16 protein-coding genes and 1 pseudogene are annotated in these 14,606 nt (G+C 65.1%); 6 read left to right on the forward strand and 11 right to left on the reverse strand.

Going from position 1 to position 14,606, the window contains the following annotated elements; all coding sequences use genetic code 11:
• From Q0C64_RS10685 to Q0C64_RS10710, 6 genes and pseudogenes are all read right to left on the reverse strand, one after another.
• Positions 1-187, reverse strand: a pseudogene (locus tag Q0C64_RS10685) (hypothetical protein); the annotation flags it as partial.
• Complete coding sequence (gene ndhC, locus Q0C64_RS10690; protein WP_294123621.1) at positions 178-555, reverse strand: NADH-quinone oxidoreductase subunit A; 378 nt, start codon at positions 553-555, stop codon at positions 178-180. The gene ndhC and the pseudogene Q0C64_RS10685, both read right to left, overlap by 10 nt.
• A 92-nt stretch (positions 556-647) precedes the next feature.
• The gene (locus Q0C64_RS10695) at positions 648-1,547 is read right to left on the reverse strand and encodes a hypothetical protein (protein WP_294123623.1); all 900 of its coding nucleotides are present in this window, start codon (positions 1,545-1,547) and stop codon (positions 648-650) included.
• The gene (locus tag Q0C64_RS10700; RefSeq protein ID WP_294123625.1) at positions 1,544-2,356 is read right to left on the reverse strand and encodes an inositol monophosphatase family protein; all 813 of its coding nucleotides are present in this window, start codon (positions 2,354-2,356) and stop codon (positions 1,544-1,546) included. The genes Q0C64_RS10695 and Q0C64_RS10700 overlap by 4 nt, the downstream gene beginning before the upstream one ends.
• Positions 2,356-2,919 (reverse strand): elongation factor P, encoded by a 564-nt coding sequence (efp, locus tag Q0C64_RS10705; RefSeq protein ID WP_294123627.1) that lies wholly within the window; start codon positions 2,917-2,919, stop codon positions 2,356-2,358. Before efp ends, Q0C64_RS10700 begins: the two co-directional genes overlap by 1 nt.
• A gap of 135 nt (positions 2,920-3,054) precedes the next feature.
• A complete protein-coding gene (locus Q0C64_RS10710; protein WP_294123629.1) occupies positions 3,055-4,005 on the reverse strand; it encodes a carbon-nitrogen hydrolase family protein in 951 nt (316 codons plus the stop codon).
• A 169-nt stretch (positions 4,006-4,174) separates the two neighbouring features.
• Here Q0C64_RS10710 and Q0C64_RS10715 point away from each other — a divergent pair, with 169 nt between their 5' ends.
• The gene (locus Q0C64_RS10715; RefSeq protein ID WP_294123631.1) at positions 4,175-6,586 is read left to right on the forward strand and encodes a M16 family metallopeptidase; all 2,412 of its coding nucleotides are present in this window, start codon (positions 4,175-4,177) and stop codon (positions 6,584-6,586) included.
• Here Q0C64_RS10715 and thiE read toward each other — a convergent pair.
• Positions 6,583-7,248 carry a thiamine phosphate synthase gene (thiE, locus tag Q0C64_RS10720; protein ID WP_294123633.1) on the reverse strand — a complete coding sequence of 222 codons (666 nt, stop codon included), beginning with the start codon at positions 7,246-7,248 and terminating at the stop codon, positions 6,583-6,585. The genes Q0C64_RS10715 and thiE overlap by 4 nt on opposite strands.
• A gap of 35 nt (positions 7,249-7,283) precedes the next feature.
• On the opposite strand from thiE, the gene Q0C64_RS10725 reads away from it, so the two are divergent.
• A complete protein-coding gene (locus Q0C64_RS10725; RefSeq protein ID WP_294123635.1) occupies positions 7,284-7,652 on the forward strand; it encodes a hypothetical protein in 369 nt (122 codons plus the stop codon).
• On the opposite strand, the gene Q0C64_RS10730 is transcribed toward Q0C64_RS10725, so the two are convergent.
• Positions 7,649-8,521 (reverse strand): fructose bisphosphate aldolase, encoded by an 873-nt coding sequence (locus tag Q0C64_RS10730; protein WP_294123651.1) that lies wholly within the window; start codon positions 8,519-8,521, stop codon positions 7,649-7,651. The two genes, Q0C64_RS10725 and Q0C64_RS10730, sit on opposite strands and share 4 nt — an antisense overlap.
• A gap of 186 nt (positions 8,522-8,707) precedes the next feature.
• On the opposite strand from Q0C64_RS10730, the gene Q0C64_RS10735 reads away from it, so the two are divergent.
• The gene (locus Q0C64_RS10735; RefSeq protein ID WP_294123637.1) at positions 8,708-9,193 is read left to right on the forward strand and encodes a TlpA disulfide reductase family protein; all 486 of its coding nucleotides are present in this window, start codon (positions 8,708-8,710) and stop codon (positions 9,191-9,193) included.
• A gap of 19 nt (positions 9,194-9,212) precedes the next feature.
• On the opposite strand, the gene Q0C64_RS10740 is transcribed toward Q0C64_RS10735, so the two are convergent.
• From Q0C64_RS10740 to tkt, 3 genes are read right to left on the reverse strand one after another with little or no spacing between them, the layout of a single operon-like run.
• Positions 9,213-10,415, reverse strand: coding sequence for a phosphoglycerate kinase (locus tag Q0C64_RS10740; RefSeq protein ID WP_294123639.1), 1,203 nt, complete (start codon positions 10,413-10,415; stop codon positions 9,213-9,215).
• Between the two features lie 4 nt (positions 10,416-10,419).
• Positions 10,420-11,427: a type I glyceraldehyde-3-phosphate dehydrogenase gene (gap, locus tag Q0C64_RS10745; protein WP_294123641.1), complete on the reverse strand. Its 1,008-nt coding sequence runs from the start codon at positions 11,425-11,427 to the stop codon at positions 10,420-10,422.
• Positions 11,424-13,409 carry a transketolase gene (tkt, locus tag Q0C64_RS10750; RefSeq protein WP_294123643.1) on the reverse strand — a complete coding sequence of 662 codons (1,986 nt, stop codon included), beginning with the start codon at positions 13,407-13,409 and terminating at the stop codon, positions 11,424-11,426. Before tkt ends, gap begins: the two co-directional genes overlap by 4 nt.
• 133 nt (positions 13,410-13,542) lie before the next feature.
• Between tkt and Q0C64_RS10755 the strand changes: the two genes are divergently transcribed.
• The 3 genes from Q0C64_RS10755 to Q0C64_RS10765 form a co-directional block, all read left to right on the forward strand.
• Positions 13,543-13,719: a hypothetical protein gene (locus tag Q0C64_RS10755; RefSeq protein ID WP_294123645.1), complete on the forward strand. Its 177-nt coding sequence runs from the start codon at positions 13,543-13,545 to the stop codon at positions 13,717-13,719.
• Positions 13,712-14,026 (forward strand): cell division protein ZapA, encoded by a 315-nt coding sequence (locus Q0C64_RS10760; protein WP_294123647.1) that lies wholly within the window; start codon positions 13,712-13,714, stop codon positions 14,024-14,026. Before Q0C64_RS10755 ends, Q0C64_RS10760 begins: the two co-directional genes overlap by 8 nt.
• A 227-nt stretch (positions 14,027-14,253) precedes the next feature.
• Positions 14,254-14,606 (forward strand): 5-formyltetrahydrofolate cyclo-ligase (locus tag Q0C64_RS10765; protein ID WP_294123649.1); only part of this gene is annotated, 353 nt, incomplete at its 3' end.

Raw genomic sequence — 14,606 nt, forward strand, 5'->3', positions numbered from 1 at the left:
GCGAGCCGGTCCGCGCCCAGGTGAACAAATCCTCGGTCGTGGTGACGAGGAAACCCTTCTCGTCCAGCTCCTTGCGCATTTCGAGGAACTTGCTCTCCTCGACGCTGCCCGGAACGAGACCCGCCGCGCGGGCGACTTCTTCCTCGGTAATGTTGGGATTGTCGCGGGGACTGAGCATCACTCCCATTCGAGCGCTCCCTTCTTCCACGCATAGGCGAGGCCAAGCGCAAGCTCGGCGAGGAAGATCATCATGGCGATCCAGCCGGTCCAGCCGGTGCCCATCAGGCTGACCGCCCAGGGGTAGAGGAAGGCCGCTTCGAGGTCGAACACGATGAACAGGATCGCGACCAGGTAGAAGCGCACGTCGAACTGGGCGCGGCTGTCGTCGAACGCCGGGAAGCCGCACTCATATTCGCTCAATTTCTCGGCGTCCGGCTTGTGCGTGCCGGTCAGGCGGCTGACCAGCATCGGCAGCACGACGAACGCCGTCGACAATGCCAGCGCGACGGCGAGAAACAGGAGGATCGGCAGATATCCGGCAGCAACGCTGGCCAAGAGAGGACTCCCGAAGGGGTTACTAGGTTGGCGGCGCTTTAGGACGCCGCCTTGCGTCGAGCAAGGCGTCGAAGCGTGATAATGACTCTCAATTAGCTAGGCTTGCAGTCCTTGCCGAGCGGGATGGCGAGGATCGGCGCGCCCTTGGTGCGGGTTTCGCCCTTCAGGGCCAATTCCCAGCCGCTGTCGGCGACCAGCAGCAGCCGCTTGCCGTCGAAAGCGACCTGGGTCGGATCGGGTAGCCTCAGGCCTTCGATCAGGTCGGCATAGTCGGCGCCGTCCTTGCCGATAGTCAGCTTCAAGAGCCGCCCCGGCGTCGAGCCATTGTAGATGCCGAAATAAGTGTCGCCGCAGCGCGCCAGCCCGTCGACCCCGCGCAGCAGCGGTTTGTCGGCCAGGCGCGGGAGCAGGGTCCGCTTGAACGTCGGCACATCGACCGTCGCAATGCCCTGGCTATAGTCTGACACGACCAGCGTCTTGCCGTCGACGGCCAGCGCGGTCCCCTGCCCGCTCTTGCCGGCGCCGGGCAGGACTACGGCCATGATCGCATGGTCGTTCGACACCAAGCGGAACACCATCCCGTTCTGGCTGTCGCTGACGAACACCTCGCCGTTCGACGCCGACACGTCGCCGGGATGGAAGCTGCCGATGAAGGGGGAGATGCGGTTGCGCACCTTGCCCCGCTTGTCGAGCGCGATCAGCGCGCCGCGCTCGCAGGCCTTGATGAACGGCACGCCGGGCGGGCAGTCCACCGCGACCCACAGCCGCTTGCGCTTGCTGTCCCAGGCGATGGCAAAGGGATGCAGCCCCTCGGGCAGCGTCGCGATGGTCGTGCAGCTCTTCCTGCATTGCAGGATTTGCCGGTCGATCAGGCTCGACACCCAGATCGTCCGGCCGTCGCTGGCAACCCCTTCGATCAGCCGGTGGCCCGGATCGATGGTGGCGACCGTCACCGGCTGCGAAACCAGCGCCGCGATCGCCGCCAGGATCACCGGAGCGCGCCCGCCAGCAGCTTGTGCAGCTTGCTGTGGAGTTCGCCGCTGGCTGCCAGATATTCGCGGCGCTCGATCATCCGGTCCTGCCCGCGATAGTCGCTGATGAAGCCACCTGCTTCCTTGACCAGCAGGATGCCCGCGGCGGTATCCCAGATGTCGAGATCGTCTTCCCAGAAGCCGTCGAACCGCCCCGCCGCGACCCAGGCCAGGTCGAGCGCGGCCGATCCGAGCCGGCGAATGCCGCTGACCTCGGGCGCGATCGCGCCGAAGATGCGCGACCAGCGGGCGACATCACCGCGGCCGAAATGGGGAATGCCGGTGGAAATCAGCGCCTCGTCGAGGTTGCGCCGTGCGGATACGCGCAACCGCCGCTCGTTGAGCCAGGCGCCCCTGCCCTTTTCGGCCCAGAAGGTCTCGTCGGTCAGCGGCTGGTAGACCAGCCCGTGGCTGACCGAGCGCTTGCCGCCCGGGAGCGGCTCTTCGACCGCGATCGAAATGGAGAAATGCGGCACGCCGTGGAGGAAATTGGTGGTTCCATCCAAGGGATCGACAATCCAGCGCGGCTTGTTGGGATCGCCGGCAATCTCGCCCGTCTCTTCGCTGATGATCCCCCAGTCGGGCCGGGCATTTTTGAGCTCGGCGAGAATCGTCTCCTCGGCGCGCTTGTCGGCCATCGACACGAAATCCGCCGGGCCCTTCTTCGACACCTGCAGTTGCTCGACTTCATTATAGTCGCGGCGCAGGCGCGGCGCTGCCTTACGGGCAGCGCGGGTCATGACGGTGATCAGGCCGGAGTGGGAAACCATCAGTCGGCGCGCCGGACGTAGGTCTGTTCGTAGACGTCGACGACAATCTTGGTCCCCGCGCTGATATGCGGCGGGACCATGACGCGGACGCCATTGTCGAGCATTGCCGGCTTGTAGCTGGAACTGGCGGTCTGACCCTTCACCACGGCATCAGCCTCGACGATCGTCGCTTCGACCGTGTCGGGCAGCTGGACCGAAATCGGCCGCTCCTCGTGCAGCTCCATGATCACGTCCATACCGTCCTGGAGGAAGGCGGCGGGCTCGCCGATCAAATCCTCGGGCAGCTGGACCTGCTCGTAATTCTCCTTGTCCATGAACACCAGCTGGTCGCCGTCATGGTAGAGGAACTGGAAGTCCTTGGTGTCGAGCCGGACGCGCTCGACCGTCTCCGCCGAGCGGAAGCGGACATTGTTCTTGCGGCCGTCGATGAGGTTCTTCAGCTCGACCTGCATATAGGCACCGCCCTTGCCGGGCTGAGTGTGCTGGATCTTCACGGCGCGCCAGATGCCGCCTTCATATTCGATGATATTGCCGGGACGAATGTCGACGCCGCTGATCTTCATGATGATCGCCTATATGCCAGAGAGATGAAAAAGAGCCGGGGCGGCCGGAGCCGTCCAATCGGCGCGGCCCCTACCCTTTTGCGGGCTGTCCGGCAAGCAGCGGATCGGGCGAGAGCCGGGAACCGGTGCAATAAATCAGGCGCCAACCCCCGCCGGCCGGTGACCGCTCGGCAGTGGCCGAAACTCGAACAATTCGGGACGGTGATAGTGACCCGCTACATCCAGCGTCATGTTCTCGGCGCGGCATTGTTCGAGGTCCAGGTCGGCAACGAGGATCGTAGGCTGATCGAATATTGGCCCGGCGACATAGCGACCGTCAGGCCCGATGATCGCGCTGCCACCATTCAAGATCCACTGATCGGGGCCAGTCACCCGTTCGGGATGCGGTTCCAGTTCGACCGGCAAGGCCGAAGCCCGCATCAATCCGCCCGAAGCCAGCACGAAGCAGCGGCCCTCAAAGGCATATTGGCGGCTCGCCAGCTGATGCATTTCGTGGACCGAGGGCCAGACGGCGACGTGAATGTCCTCGCCTGAATCGTGCAGTGCCTGGCGCGCCAGCGGCATCCAATGTTCCCAGCAAACCAACGCGCTGACCCGTGCCATCGGCGTATCGACGGAGCGCAATCCTTCGACGTCACCCGCGCCCCAGATTAGACGCTCCGTGTAGGTCGGCATCAGCTTCCGGTGGTGATTGAGCAGCCGGCCATCGGGGCCGATGGTCAACAGGGAATTGTAGAGCGTACCGCGCCCGGGGCCTTTGGCGACCTTTTCGCTGATGCCGATTACCAGCGTCGCCTTGGCTTCGCGCGCGGTTTGAGCGAGATCGTCGAATGCCGGCCCGGGCACCGCGATGCTGTTTTCCGCAATCCGCGTAAACACATGCTTGACCGGAGGGTGGTTCCAGAGCCCTGCGTCACGACAGCAATCGAGCCATGCCGGGTAACCCGGAATCCAGGTTTCCGGAAAGACGATGAGCTGCGCACCCTGTCCGGCGGCCTCGAGCGCCAATTGCCGCGTCAGGGCGAGGCCGGCATTCAGGTCGGGAGCAACCTCGGCCTGGACAATTGCCGCTTTGATCAACGCCATTTGATTTCCCTTTTCCCCAACCCGACTAGCTCGCAACCTATAGCCCGAACATGCCGGTGCTTAATGTTTTTTGGGCATCGCCATCATGTGGGGTCTCGCCAGGAGAGCGCCAACGCTTGGCCAGTTGCACCCGCGCCTGTGCTCGCCGATGATGCGAACGAGGAGGGGCATGCTCAACCGTCTTGCGATATTCACGATCGTCGCGGCGTTTGCCGCCGCCCCGTCGTTCGCCAAGCTCGACCTATCGAAGGCGGATATTTCGCTATTGCCCAACGGGCTCACCGTGATGATCCTCGAGGATCACAGCTTCCCGGTGGTGAGCGTGCAGACGCTCTACATGAGCGGTGCGCGCGACGAAGTCGCCGGCAAGACGGGGCTCGCCCATTTCCTCGAACATCTGGCGTTCCGGGCCAGCCAGAATTTCCCCAACGCCGCGGCGACCGAGGCGATCTACGATGCCGGCGGCGAGTGGCATGGCTACACCTGGATCGACCAGACCACTTACTTCGCCACGATGCCCAAGGACGGGCTCGACCTGCTGCTGCGCATCGAAGCCGACCGCATGAGCCGGGTCACCATCGATCCGGCGGCGATCGCGGCCGAAAAGGGCGCGGTCATCACCGAGATGCACGGCTATGAGAATGACCCCGCCTCGGTCCTGCTCGACGCGGTGACGGCGACGGCATTCCTGGCGCACCCATACCGCAACAACACGATCGGATTTGAAAGCGATGTCGAGGCGCTGACGATTGAGGACGCCCAGGCCTTCTACGAGCGGCATTACGTCCCGTCGAACGCCATTCTCGCCATCGTCGGCGACGTCGATGCCTCCGCGGCCAAGGCGCTGGTCGCGCACCATTTCCAGGGCCTGCCGGCCCGGCCAACCCCGCATCATCGGCTGACCGCTGAGCCCCCGCAAAAGGGCGAGCGGCAGACATTGCTGTCCGGCGATATCCACCGCCAATATTTCATTCTGGCCTATCCGGCCCCGGCGGCGTCCAATGGCGACGTCCCGGCATTTCTGATTTTGCAGCAATTGCTGAGCGGCGGGTCGGGATATAATTTTCGCCAGAACGACTGGGGGACGCCGGCCGCGGCCGGCTCGCTGCTCCATGGCCTGACCAATGATATCGCGACCTGGTTTACGCCCAGCGCCGACCGCCACATTTTCACGGTCCAGGGCTCGCTCGATCCGGGCGCGGATCGGGCAGCGACGGTCAGCGAGATTGGACGCCGCCTCGACACGCTCCGTCGCAATCCGCCCTCGGCCGAGCAGCTCAACGCGGCCAAGCAAGCCGTGCTTCGGCAACTCGAAGCCGATGTCGAAACCACCGAGGATGCCGCGCACGAGCTGGCCTACATGTCTGGCATCGGCGCCTATGACATGCTCATCCACCTTCCCGAACGCGTCCAGGCAGTCAGCGCCGAAGACATCCGGCGCGTCGCCAGTGCCTATCTCGATCCGAGCCTACGGACGGTCGGCTGGTATGTCCCGGGCAAGGCGCCAAACCCAAATGGCCTGGGTGCAAGTGCCGCCGCCCCGCCCCCGCTGCAGCAAGCCGTCTCTGTCAGCGACGGCGGCGCGTCTCCGCCTCCGACCCTGCGCAGCCTGAGCGGCGGCCTGCCGGTCATCATCCAGCCGAGTCCGTTGGCCAACGAGCTCACAGTGAAGCTGGTGATCACGGCTCCCGTCGAGGGCGAGGGAGCGCCTTCGGACCTGGCCGGGCTCGGCATCATCGGGCGCAGCGGCCGCCCGGACGAAATTGCGGACCTGGCCAACAAGATTCGCGTCGCGGCCAAGCTCCCGGTCGCGGCGATCGAAGCCGGCGGCAAGGACCCCGACGCCATGCTCGAGGCAATGATGGCCAAGGCCATGCGCCTTGAGCGCCCGGTGACCGCCGCGCCGCTGTTGCTGGTGGTCAGCGGCTCCGTCGAGCCAAATCAAGCCATCACCGCGCTCGAACGCTCCTACGGCGGAGTATCCCCCGCGAAATTGCCCGGCCCGCTGCCTTATTCAGCCCCGAAGCGCTTGAGCGAGTCCGCGTTAACGCTGGAGGAAAGGTTCGCGCAGGGAGCCATCGGCTATGTCGTGCCCGCTCCGCCGCCCGCCAGCCGCGAGGGCTTCGCCTGGCGCATGCTGCTCTACATACTGACGCACAATTATTCCGGCCGCCTCGGCCGATCGGCGATCGCCGACCAGGGCCTCACTTATTTCATCGACAGCAGCTACCGGACCAACGGCCGCAATAGCTGGATCTGCATCAAGTCCGGGGTCGACCGCGACAAGGCTGATGCGTTTGTCGCGGAGTTATGCCGGCAGCTGGCGCTGCTCGCCAGCCAGCCGCCGACCGACGCGGAGATCGACGCCGCCCGCCGCCACATCATCGGGCGCGGCATCAGCGCGGCGCAAAGCAATGACGAGCTGGCCGACAGACTGGTGCGCCAGTTCGTCGAAAGCGGTGGAATTCGCTCGCAGGCTGAGCTCGAAGCCGCACTCGGCAACGTGACCCGCCGCGACCTAATTGCGGCAATCGGCGCTTTCAGCCGGGGCACAATCCTCCGCGTTGACGCGAAGCCCTAGCTTGCGAACAACGCGGCGAACTTGGCGACTTCGCCGGCGGGGTCGTCCTTGCCCCACACCGCGTTGCAGACGGCGATGAAGTCGGCGCCCGCCGCGACCAGCGGCGCCGCATTGTCGGGCGTGATCCCGCCGATCGCGACGCAGGGAATTTCGAAGAGGGACGCCCACCAGCTCAGCATGGCCGGATCGGGTCGGTGCTCGCTCGGCTTGGTCATCGTCTCGTAAAAGGCGCCGAACGCGACATAGTCGGCGCCGGCCTCACCCGCTTCCATCGCCAGGTGGCGGCTGGCATGGCAAGTGACGCCGATCTGCTTCGATGGCCCCAGGATGGCGCGCGCTTCGCGCGGATCGCCGTCGCCCTGGCCGAGATGGACGCCATCTGCGCCCAGCCGCTTCGCCAAGCTGACGCTGTCGTTGACGATGAAGGCGACGTCGGCGTCGGCGCAGATCCGCTGCAGCGGCTCGGCCAGCCGTGCCAACTCATGCTGGTCGACATCCTTGACGCGCAGCTGGAAGGCCGCGACCGGTCCGCCGGCCAGCGCTGCCTTCAGCCGGTCGGGGAAGGCTCCGCCGACATCCTGCGGGCTGATCAGGTAAAGCTGACAGGCATCGGTCCGCACCGGCGGCGGGAAGGCTGAAAAATCGAACTCGTCTTCATTCATGGCGCGGTCATTAGCGAAAGGCGAAGCTACGTCCAATGAAAGCCACCGCCCTTTTCGCCGCCGCGCTTGCCGGCTGCGCCACCGTTCCACCAGCCAGTGCCGGCCCGACCGCGGGCCTCAACCAGGTCGCGACCATTGGTGACATCAAAATCCGGCCGATCGACGTGGTCGAAGACAGCCGCTGTCCGGCGAATGTGCAATGCGTCTGGGCCGGCCGGCTGATCGTGCGGGCCCGTATGAATGGGCCCGGCTGGACGCAAGTTCGCGATTTCGAGCTGGGCGTCTTCCAGGCGGTCGATCGCTATCGGGTCACGCTGGTCGGCGCCGAACCACCAAAGGCCGCGCCCGGCCCGATCGAGCCGAGCTCCTACCGCTTCACCTTCGCCAATCAGACCTCGAATTAGGCCACCGACGCTAAATAGATTTCGTCGATTGCCGTGCCAAGTGTGTGATTGAATTCCTCGTCGGTCTGGCTGGCACGCAGGTCGGACAGCAGCGCCCGACTGAAGCTGGCGATCATGCCGGGGTTCCGCGCCAACTGCTGGCAGGCCTCAGCCCGGCTGAATCCGCCCGACAGGGCAACTACGCGCAGCACCTTGGGGTGATTGACCAGCGGCTGGAACAGGCCGGCCTCGGCCGGGATCGACAGCTTCAACATCACCCGCCGGCCTTCCGGCACACCATCGAGGTTCTTGAGGATTTCGGCGAGCAGGATGCGATCCGAGGCATCGCGCTCCGGGCTCTTGATATTCACCTCCGGCTCGATGATCGGCACCATGTCATGGGCCAACACCTGGCGGGCAACGTCGAATTGCTGCGCGACCACCGCGGCGATCCCTGCCGCATTGGCCAGGTTGATGACCGACCGCTCCTTGGTCCCGAACACGCCCAGGCCCCGGGCGCGTGACAGCAATGCGTCGAGCTCCGGCATCGGCTTCATCAGCTGGACGCCATTGGCCTCGTCCTCGAGGCCCTTGTCGATCTTGATGAACGGCACCACGCCCTGGTCGATCAGCGCCTGCGGGGTCGGCTTGCCATTGACCGTTCCGTCCATCGTCCGTTCGAACAGGATCGCGCCGATCACCTTGCCGCTGCCGAACGCCGGCGAAGTGATGATCCGGCTACGCATCTTGTGGATCAGGCCGAACATTTCCTCGTCGGTCGACCAGGCGCTCTCATCGACACCATAGCCCTTGAGCGCCTTGGGGGTCGAACCGCCGCTTTGGTCGAGCGCGGCGATAAAGCCCTGCCCATGCTCGATTTTGCGGAGCATTTCATCGTGGCGGCTGGCGGTCACGGTGGCGTTCATGGGATCCCCTGGGTCTGAATCTGTATCGATATGGGGCGCGCTCTAGCCTCGCGCCTGTCGACTCGCAACCGGCCACATCCCTTCGTCGACTGACGCTTGACCGCTCATATTGGTGGGGGCAGCGTGATGGAGTCGGGGGAGGAGTAAACGATGATCCTTCGTGTTTTGACTGCTGCCGGAGCCCTGTTGCTTGGGGGCGCCGCGATCGCCAAGCCGCCCGCCCCGGGCACGGTCGTGTCCAATACCAGCTTCACCACCGCCAACGGCCAATCTATGCGCATTGCCGATTTACGCGGCCAAGTCGTGGTGCTGACCTATTGGATGCGGGACTGCGGGGCATGCGACGTGCAGGTGGCGATGCTCGATTATTATTTTCGGCAACGCCGCAACCTTGGCCTGCAGGTATTGGTGATCCCGGCCGAGGATTTGACCGCCGCCCAGCTGAAGGAAGCGTTCAAGGGCAAGGGAATTCACCCGCTGACGCGCATTCGCGGACCGTTTGAGCCGCTGGATCGCTTGCCGACCACCTATTTCATCGATCGTTCCGGACAGGTCCGCGCCGCGGAATCGGGCCTGCTCGGGGTCGAGAAGCTCAACCAGCTGCTGGTACCGCTCCTCCGTCAGCCCCAGCCGTGAGCTGGGGCCAGCCCCAGCCCTAACGCTGCAGCGCTGCCACGCCTGGAAGCGTTCGGCCTTCCATCCATTCGAGGAAAGCGCCGCCGGCAGTCGAAACAAAGGTGAAATCAGCGGCCACTCCGGCATGGTTCAAGGCCGCGACCGTGTCCCCGCCGCCCGCCACAGAGACCAGGCTGCCGTCCTGGGTCAGCGCCGCCGCGGTCTTGGCCAGCGCCACCGTGGCCTCGTCGAACGGCGGTGTCTCGAACACGCCGAGCGGACCGTTCCACACCAGCGTGCGGCAGGTCTTGAGCGCGTCGGCCAGCGCCTCGACCGCCGCCGGTCCGACATCGAGGATCATTTCGTCGGGGGCGACCTCATGGACATTGCAGGTCCTTAGGGATGGCGGATTGGGTGCGAACTCCTTCGCCACCACCACGTCATAGGGCAGGTGGATAGTGCAGCCGGCCGCCTCGGCCCGCTCGAAGATGCTCTCCGCTTCGCCGATCAAATCCTTCTCGCATAAAGATTTTCCCACATCGACGCCGCGCGCGGCGAGGAAGGTGTTGGCCATGCCGCCGCCGATGATCAGATGATCGACCTTGCCGACCAGGTTGCCGAGTACAGCGAGCTTGGTCGAGACCTTGGCGCCCCCGACCACCGCCGCGACCGGCCGCTCGGGTTCGCCGAGCGCCTTCTCAAGCGCATCGAGCTCCGCCTGCATCGCCCGCCCGGCATAGCTCGGCAGGTAGTGCGTAATCCCCTCGGTCGAGGCGTGGGCGCGGTGCGCGGTCGAGAAGCTGTCGTCGACATAGTAATCGCCCAGCGCGGCCATGCCCTTTGCCAGTTCCGGGTCGTTCTTCTCTTCGCCGTCGTGAAAGCGGGTATTTTCGAGCACGCCGATATTGCCCGCCAGCATGGTTGATATGCCGCGTCCCGCCTCTAGTCCCTGGCAATCCTCGATGAAACGGACCGATCGGCCGCTGAGTTCGGTCAGCGGCCGAACCAGCTGTGCGGTCGACATGTCCGGCCGGACCTCGCCCTTGGGCCGGCCGAAATGCGACAGCAGCAGCACGATCGCGCCGCGGTCCGAAAGCTCCAGGACGGTCGGCAACATCGCCCTTAGGCGCGTGTCGTCGGTCACCTTGGCGCCGTCCATCGGCACGTTGAGGTCGACCCGGACCAGCATTTTCTTGCCGGTCAGATCCTCCGGCAGGTCATCGAGCGTCTTGAAGCCCGCCATCGGGTCAGATCAGCCTGGCGATCGCGCCGGCGGTATCGACCATGCGGTTCGAGAAGCCCCATTCATTGTCGTACCAGCTGACGACGCGGACCAGCTTGCCCTCGATCACCGCGGTTTCCAGGCTGTCGATGGTCGAGCTGGCCGGGTCGCCGTTGAGGTCGATCGAAACCAGCGGCTCTTCGGTGTAAGCGAGGATGCCCTTCAACGGCCCGCTCTCCGACGCGGCCTTGAGCGCGGCGTTGATCTCTTCCTTGCTGGTGTCGCGGCCCGGCGTGAAGGTCAGGTCGATCAGGCTGACGTTGGGAGTCGGCACGCGCACCGCCGATCCGTCGAGCTTGCCCTTCAATTCCGGCAGCACCTCGCCGACCGCGCGGGCGGCACCGGTGGTGGTCGGGATCATCGACATGGCGGCGGCACGGGCGCGGCGCATGTCGCCGTGGATCTGGTCGAGGATCTTCTGGTCGTTGGTGTAGGCGTGGATGGTGGTCATCAGCCCGCGCTCGATCCCGACCAAATCATTCAGCACCTTGGCGACCGGCGCCAGGCAATTGGTGGTGCAGCTGGCGTTGGAGACGATGGTGTGATCGGCGGTCAGCTTGTCATGGTTGACGCCATAAACGACGGTCAGGTCGGCGCCCTTGGCCGGGGCCGAAATCAGCACCCGCTTGGCGCCGGCATCAAGGTGCTTCTGCCCGCCCTCGCGATCGGTGAAGAAACCGGTGCATTCCAGCGCGACGTCGACGCCCAGCTCGGCGTGCGGCAGCCTGGCCGGGTCGCGCTCGGCGGTCACCTTGATCCGCTTGCCGTTGACGACCATCGCGTCGCCGTCCGAGCTGACCTCGCCCGGAAACCGTCCGTGGACGCTGTCGCGCTTGAACAGCATGGCGTTGGACTTGGCGTCGGCCAAATCGTTGATCGCGACCAGCTCGAGGCCGTGGTCGTCGCGCTCGAGGATGGCGCGGGCGACGAGGCGGCCGATGCGGCCGAAACCATTGATGGCGACTTTGGTCATGCAATTTCCCTAACGTTGATGTGGTCGAGGACCCGGTCCGTGATTTTGGGCACGGTCAGGCCGAAATATTCATAGAGGTCCGGCGCGGGAGCCGAGGCGCCGAACCGGTCGATCCCGATGCGAAGGCCATGGAGGCCGGTGTAGCGTTCCCAGCCGAAGGTCGTCCCGGCTTCGATCGAAACGCGCAAAATCTCGCGGTTCGACACGTCGGGCAGCAAATCCTCGCGGTAACTGGCCGGCTGGGCGTCGAAGGCTTCGGTGCAGGGCATCGAGACGACGTCGGCACCGATGCCGCGATCTTCAAGGCTAGCGGCAACGCCCATCGCGATTTCGACTTCCGATCCGGTAGCGATCAGGATCACCTTGCGCGCGGCCTCCGCCGGCTTGAGTCGGTAGGCGCCCTTGGCGCAGAGGTTTTCGGAAGCCGCCCTGGTCCGCTGTGGCGAAAGATTCTGCCGCGTCAAAGCCAACAGGCTGGGCCCTTCATTGGCCAGCGCCGCATGCCAGCATTCGGCAGTCTCGACCGCGTCGGCTGGCCGGTAGACGTGCAGGCCGGGCATGGCGCGGAGCGCCTGCAGCTGCTCGATCGGCTGGTGGGTCGGTCCGTCTTCGCCCAGACCGATCGAGTCATGGGTCATCACGTGGATCACCTTGGCCTGTTGCAATGCTCCGAGGCGGATTGCCGGCCGGCTATAATCGGAGAAGACCAGGAAAGTGCCGCCATAGGGCGTCACGCCGCCGTGCTGCGCCATGCCGTTCATCGCCGCGGCCATGCCGAACTCGCGGATGCCGTAATAGATGTAGCGGCCGCCATAGTTGGACGCGTCGAGCGTCTGCATCGCCTTGGTCTTGGTGTTGTTGGAGCCGGTGAGGTCGGCCGAACCGCCGATCGTCGCCGGGATCGCTGCGTTGATTGCCTCCAGCGCCATCTCCGACGCCTTGCGCGTCGCAACCTTGGGCGGATTGGCCAGCAACGTATCGAGATAGGGCTTCAGCCAGCTGTCATCGATTTTGCCGGCGATGCGGTCGGTGAATTCCCGGGTCTTGCCGCTGGCGGCCAGCCGTTGCAGCCATTCGGCGCGTTCGGGAGCGCCGCGCGCGCCGGCCTCACGCCAGGCCTTGGCGACATCGTCAGGGATTTCGAACGGCGGCGGGTCCCAGCCCAGTTCCTTGCGGGCGGCGGCGACTTCCTCGGCTCCGAGCGGTGAGCCATGGGTAGCGGCGGTGCCCTGCTTGTGGGGCGCGCCATAGCCGATGATCGTCTTGCAGCGGATCAATGACGGGCGCGGATCGGCTACCGCCTGGTCGATCGCCTTCGACACTTTGGCCGAATCCATCCCGTCGCATTCGACTGTGTGCCAGCCCATCGCGTCGTAACGGGCGACGATATCCTCGTTGCGGCTAAGCTCGGTCGACCCGTCGATGGTGATGCGGTTGTCGTCCCAAAGCACGATCAGCCGGCCGAGCTTCAAATGGCCGGCAAGGCCGGTCGCCTCATGGTTGATGCCTTCCATCAGGCAGCCGTCGCCGGCGATGACGAAGGTACGATGGTCGACCAGGTCGTCACCATAGACGGCGTTCAAATGGCGTTCGGCGATCGCCATTCCGACCGCGGCGGCGAAGCCCTGGCCGAGCGGGCCGGTGGTGGTCTCGATCCCCGCCATCTCAAAGCTCTCGGGATGGCCGGCGCAGGGGCTGTGCAGCTGACGGAAGTGGCGGATGTCCTCCATCGTCGGCCGCGCATAGCCGGTGAGGTGCAGCAAGGCGTAGAGCAGCATCGAGCCGTGGCCGGCCGACAGCACGAACCGGTCGCGGTCCGGCCAGTGCGGATCGGCAGGGTCATACTTCAGATGGCGTGTGAACAGCGCGGTTGCCGCATCGGCCATGCCCATTGGCATGCCCGGATGGCCGCTGTTGGCGGCCTCCACTGCGTCCATCGCCAGGGCGCGAATGGCATTGGCGAGTCGGCGTTGCGTCGGCATGAGAACTCCATGGCTCGGCCGGGGTGGGAGATTCGGCTGGCCGATGGCTTGGTGCCTATTGTCGGGAGCGGGCGTGACGTCAACCTTGCGCCCGTCTTGCGGACCGCCTTCAATCTGCTACGCCTTATGAACCATGAGCAATACGCCTTTGGAAGAAGCCATGGATCGGGCCGAACGGGCCCTCATCCGGATCGAACGCGCGATCGAGCGCGGACCGATGCACTCGAGCCGGGAACCCGCGCTTCGGGCCAAGGTCGCCGATGCGCTCGCCGAGCTCGACATCATCATCAGGGAAGCTTCCAATGGCTGAGGTCGAGCTGACCATTGCCGGCCGCCCCTACAAGGTCGCCTGCCGCAACGGCGAGGAAGAAACGCTTCGCCAGGCCGGGGCGCTGGTCGATGCCAAGAGCAGGGAAGCGCTGGCCGGGCTCGGCACCCTGTCCGAATCGCGCCAGTTGCTGTTCGCCGCCCTGCTGCTGGCCGACCAGATCATCGATGGCCGCGAGTTTGAAGTGCCGAAGGGACCCGATGAAGAACTGGTCAATCGGACGAACCGCATGGCCGAACGGCTCGAATCATTGGCCGATGCCCTTGAGCGAACCCCGGTGACCGCCTAGATAGGGAAGCGACGGGCACTGCCCAGTACGTGGCCACGAAAATCCCTGAGGCGATTAAATATCCTAGGGGACTGTCCCTGTATGGACCCTGGTCCATTGCATATGGTTCCCACCTGACGTTTGTGGCGTCAGAGGATTTCCGGCAAACGGCTATGGTGGTCCCGTCACATCCTCCCTTAGCGGCCGATAAGGTCACCCTCCGCAGAGAGGCGCGCGAACGGCGGAGCTTGTTCATCGAGTCGTTGGGCCGCGAACAGCGCGAAGCGCTCGAGGTTGCGCTCGCCGAAACGCTGGCCCCGCTGATCCATCAGTCGAGAGTGATCGGCGGCTATTGCCCGCTGCCCAGCGAAATCAGCCCGTTGCCCGCGATGGATGCAGCTGCAAAGAGCGGCGCCACCCTCGCCTATCCCGCTTTCGCTGACCATCAGAGCAATTTCCGTTTCCTGGCCGGCGATCCGACCGAATCCGGCCCCTGGGCTTGTTTCCAGCCGCCGCTGGATTCACCCGAAGTCTTCCCGGACCTGGTGCTGGTCCCGCTGGTAGCGATCGACGCCCACGGGACCCGGCTCGGCCAGGGCAA

The sequence above is a fragment of the Sphingomonas sp. genome, assembly GCF_023266535.1.
Taxonomy (GTDB): Bacteria; Pseudomonadota; Alphaproteobacteria; order Sphingomonadales; family Sphingomonadaceae; genus Sphingomicrobium.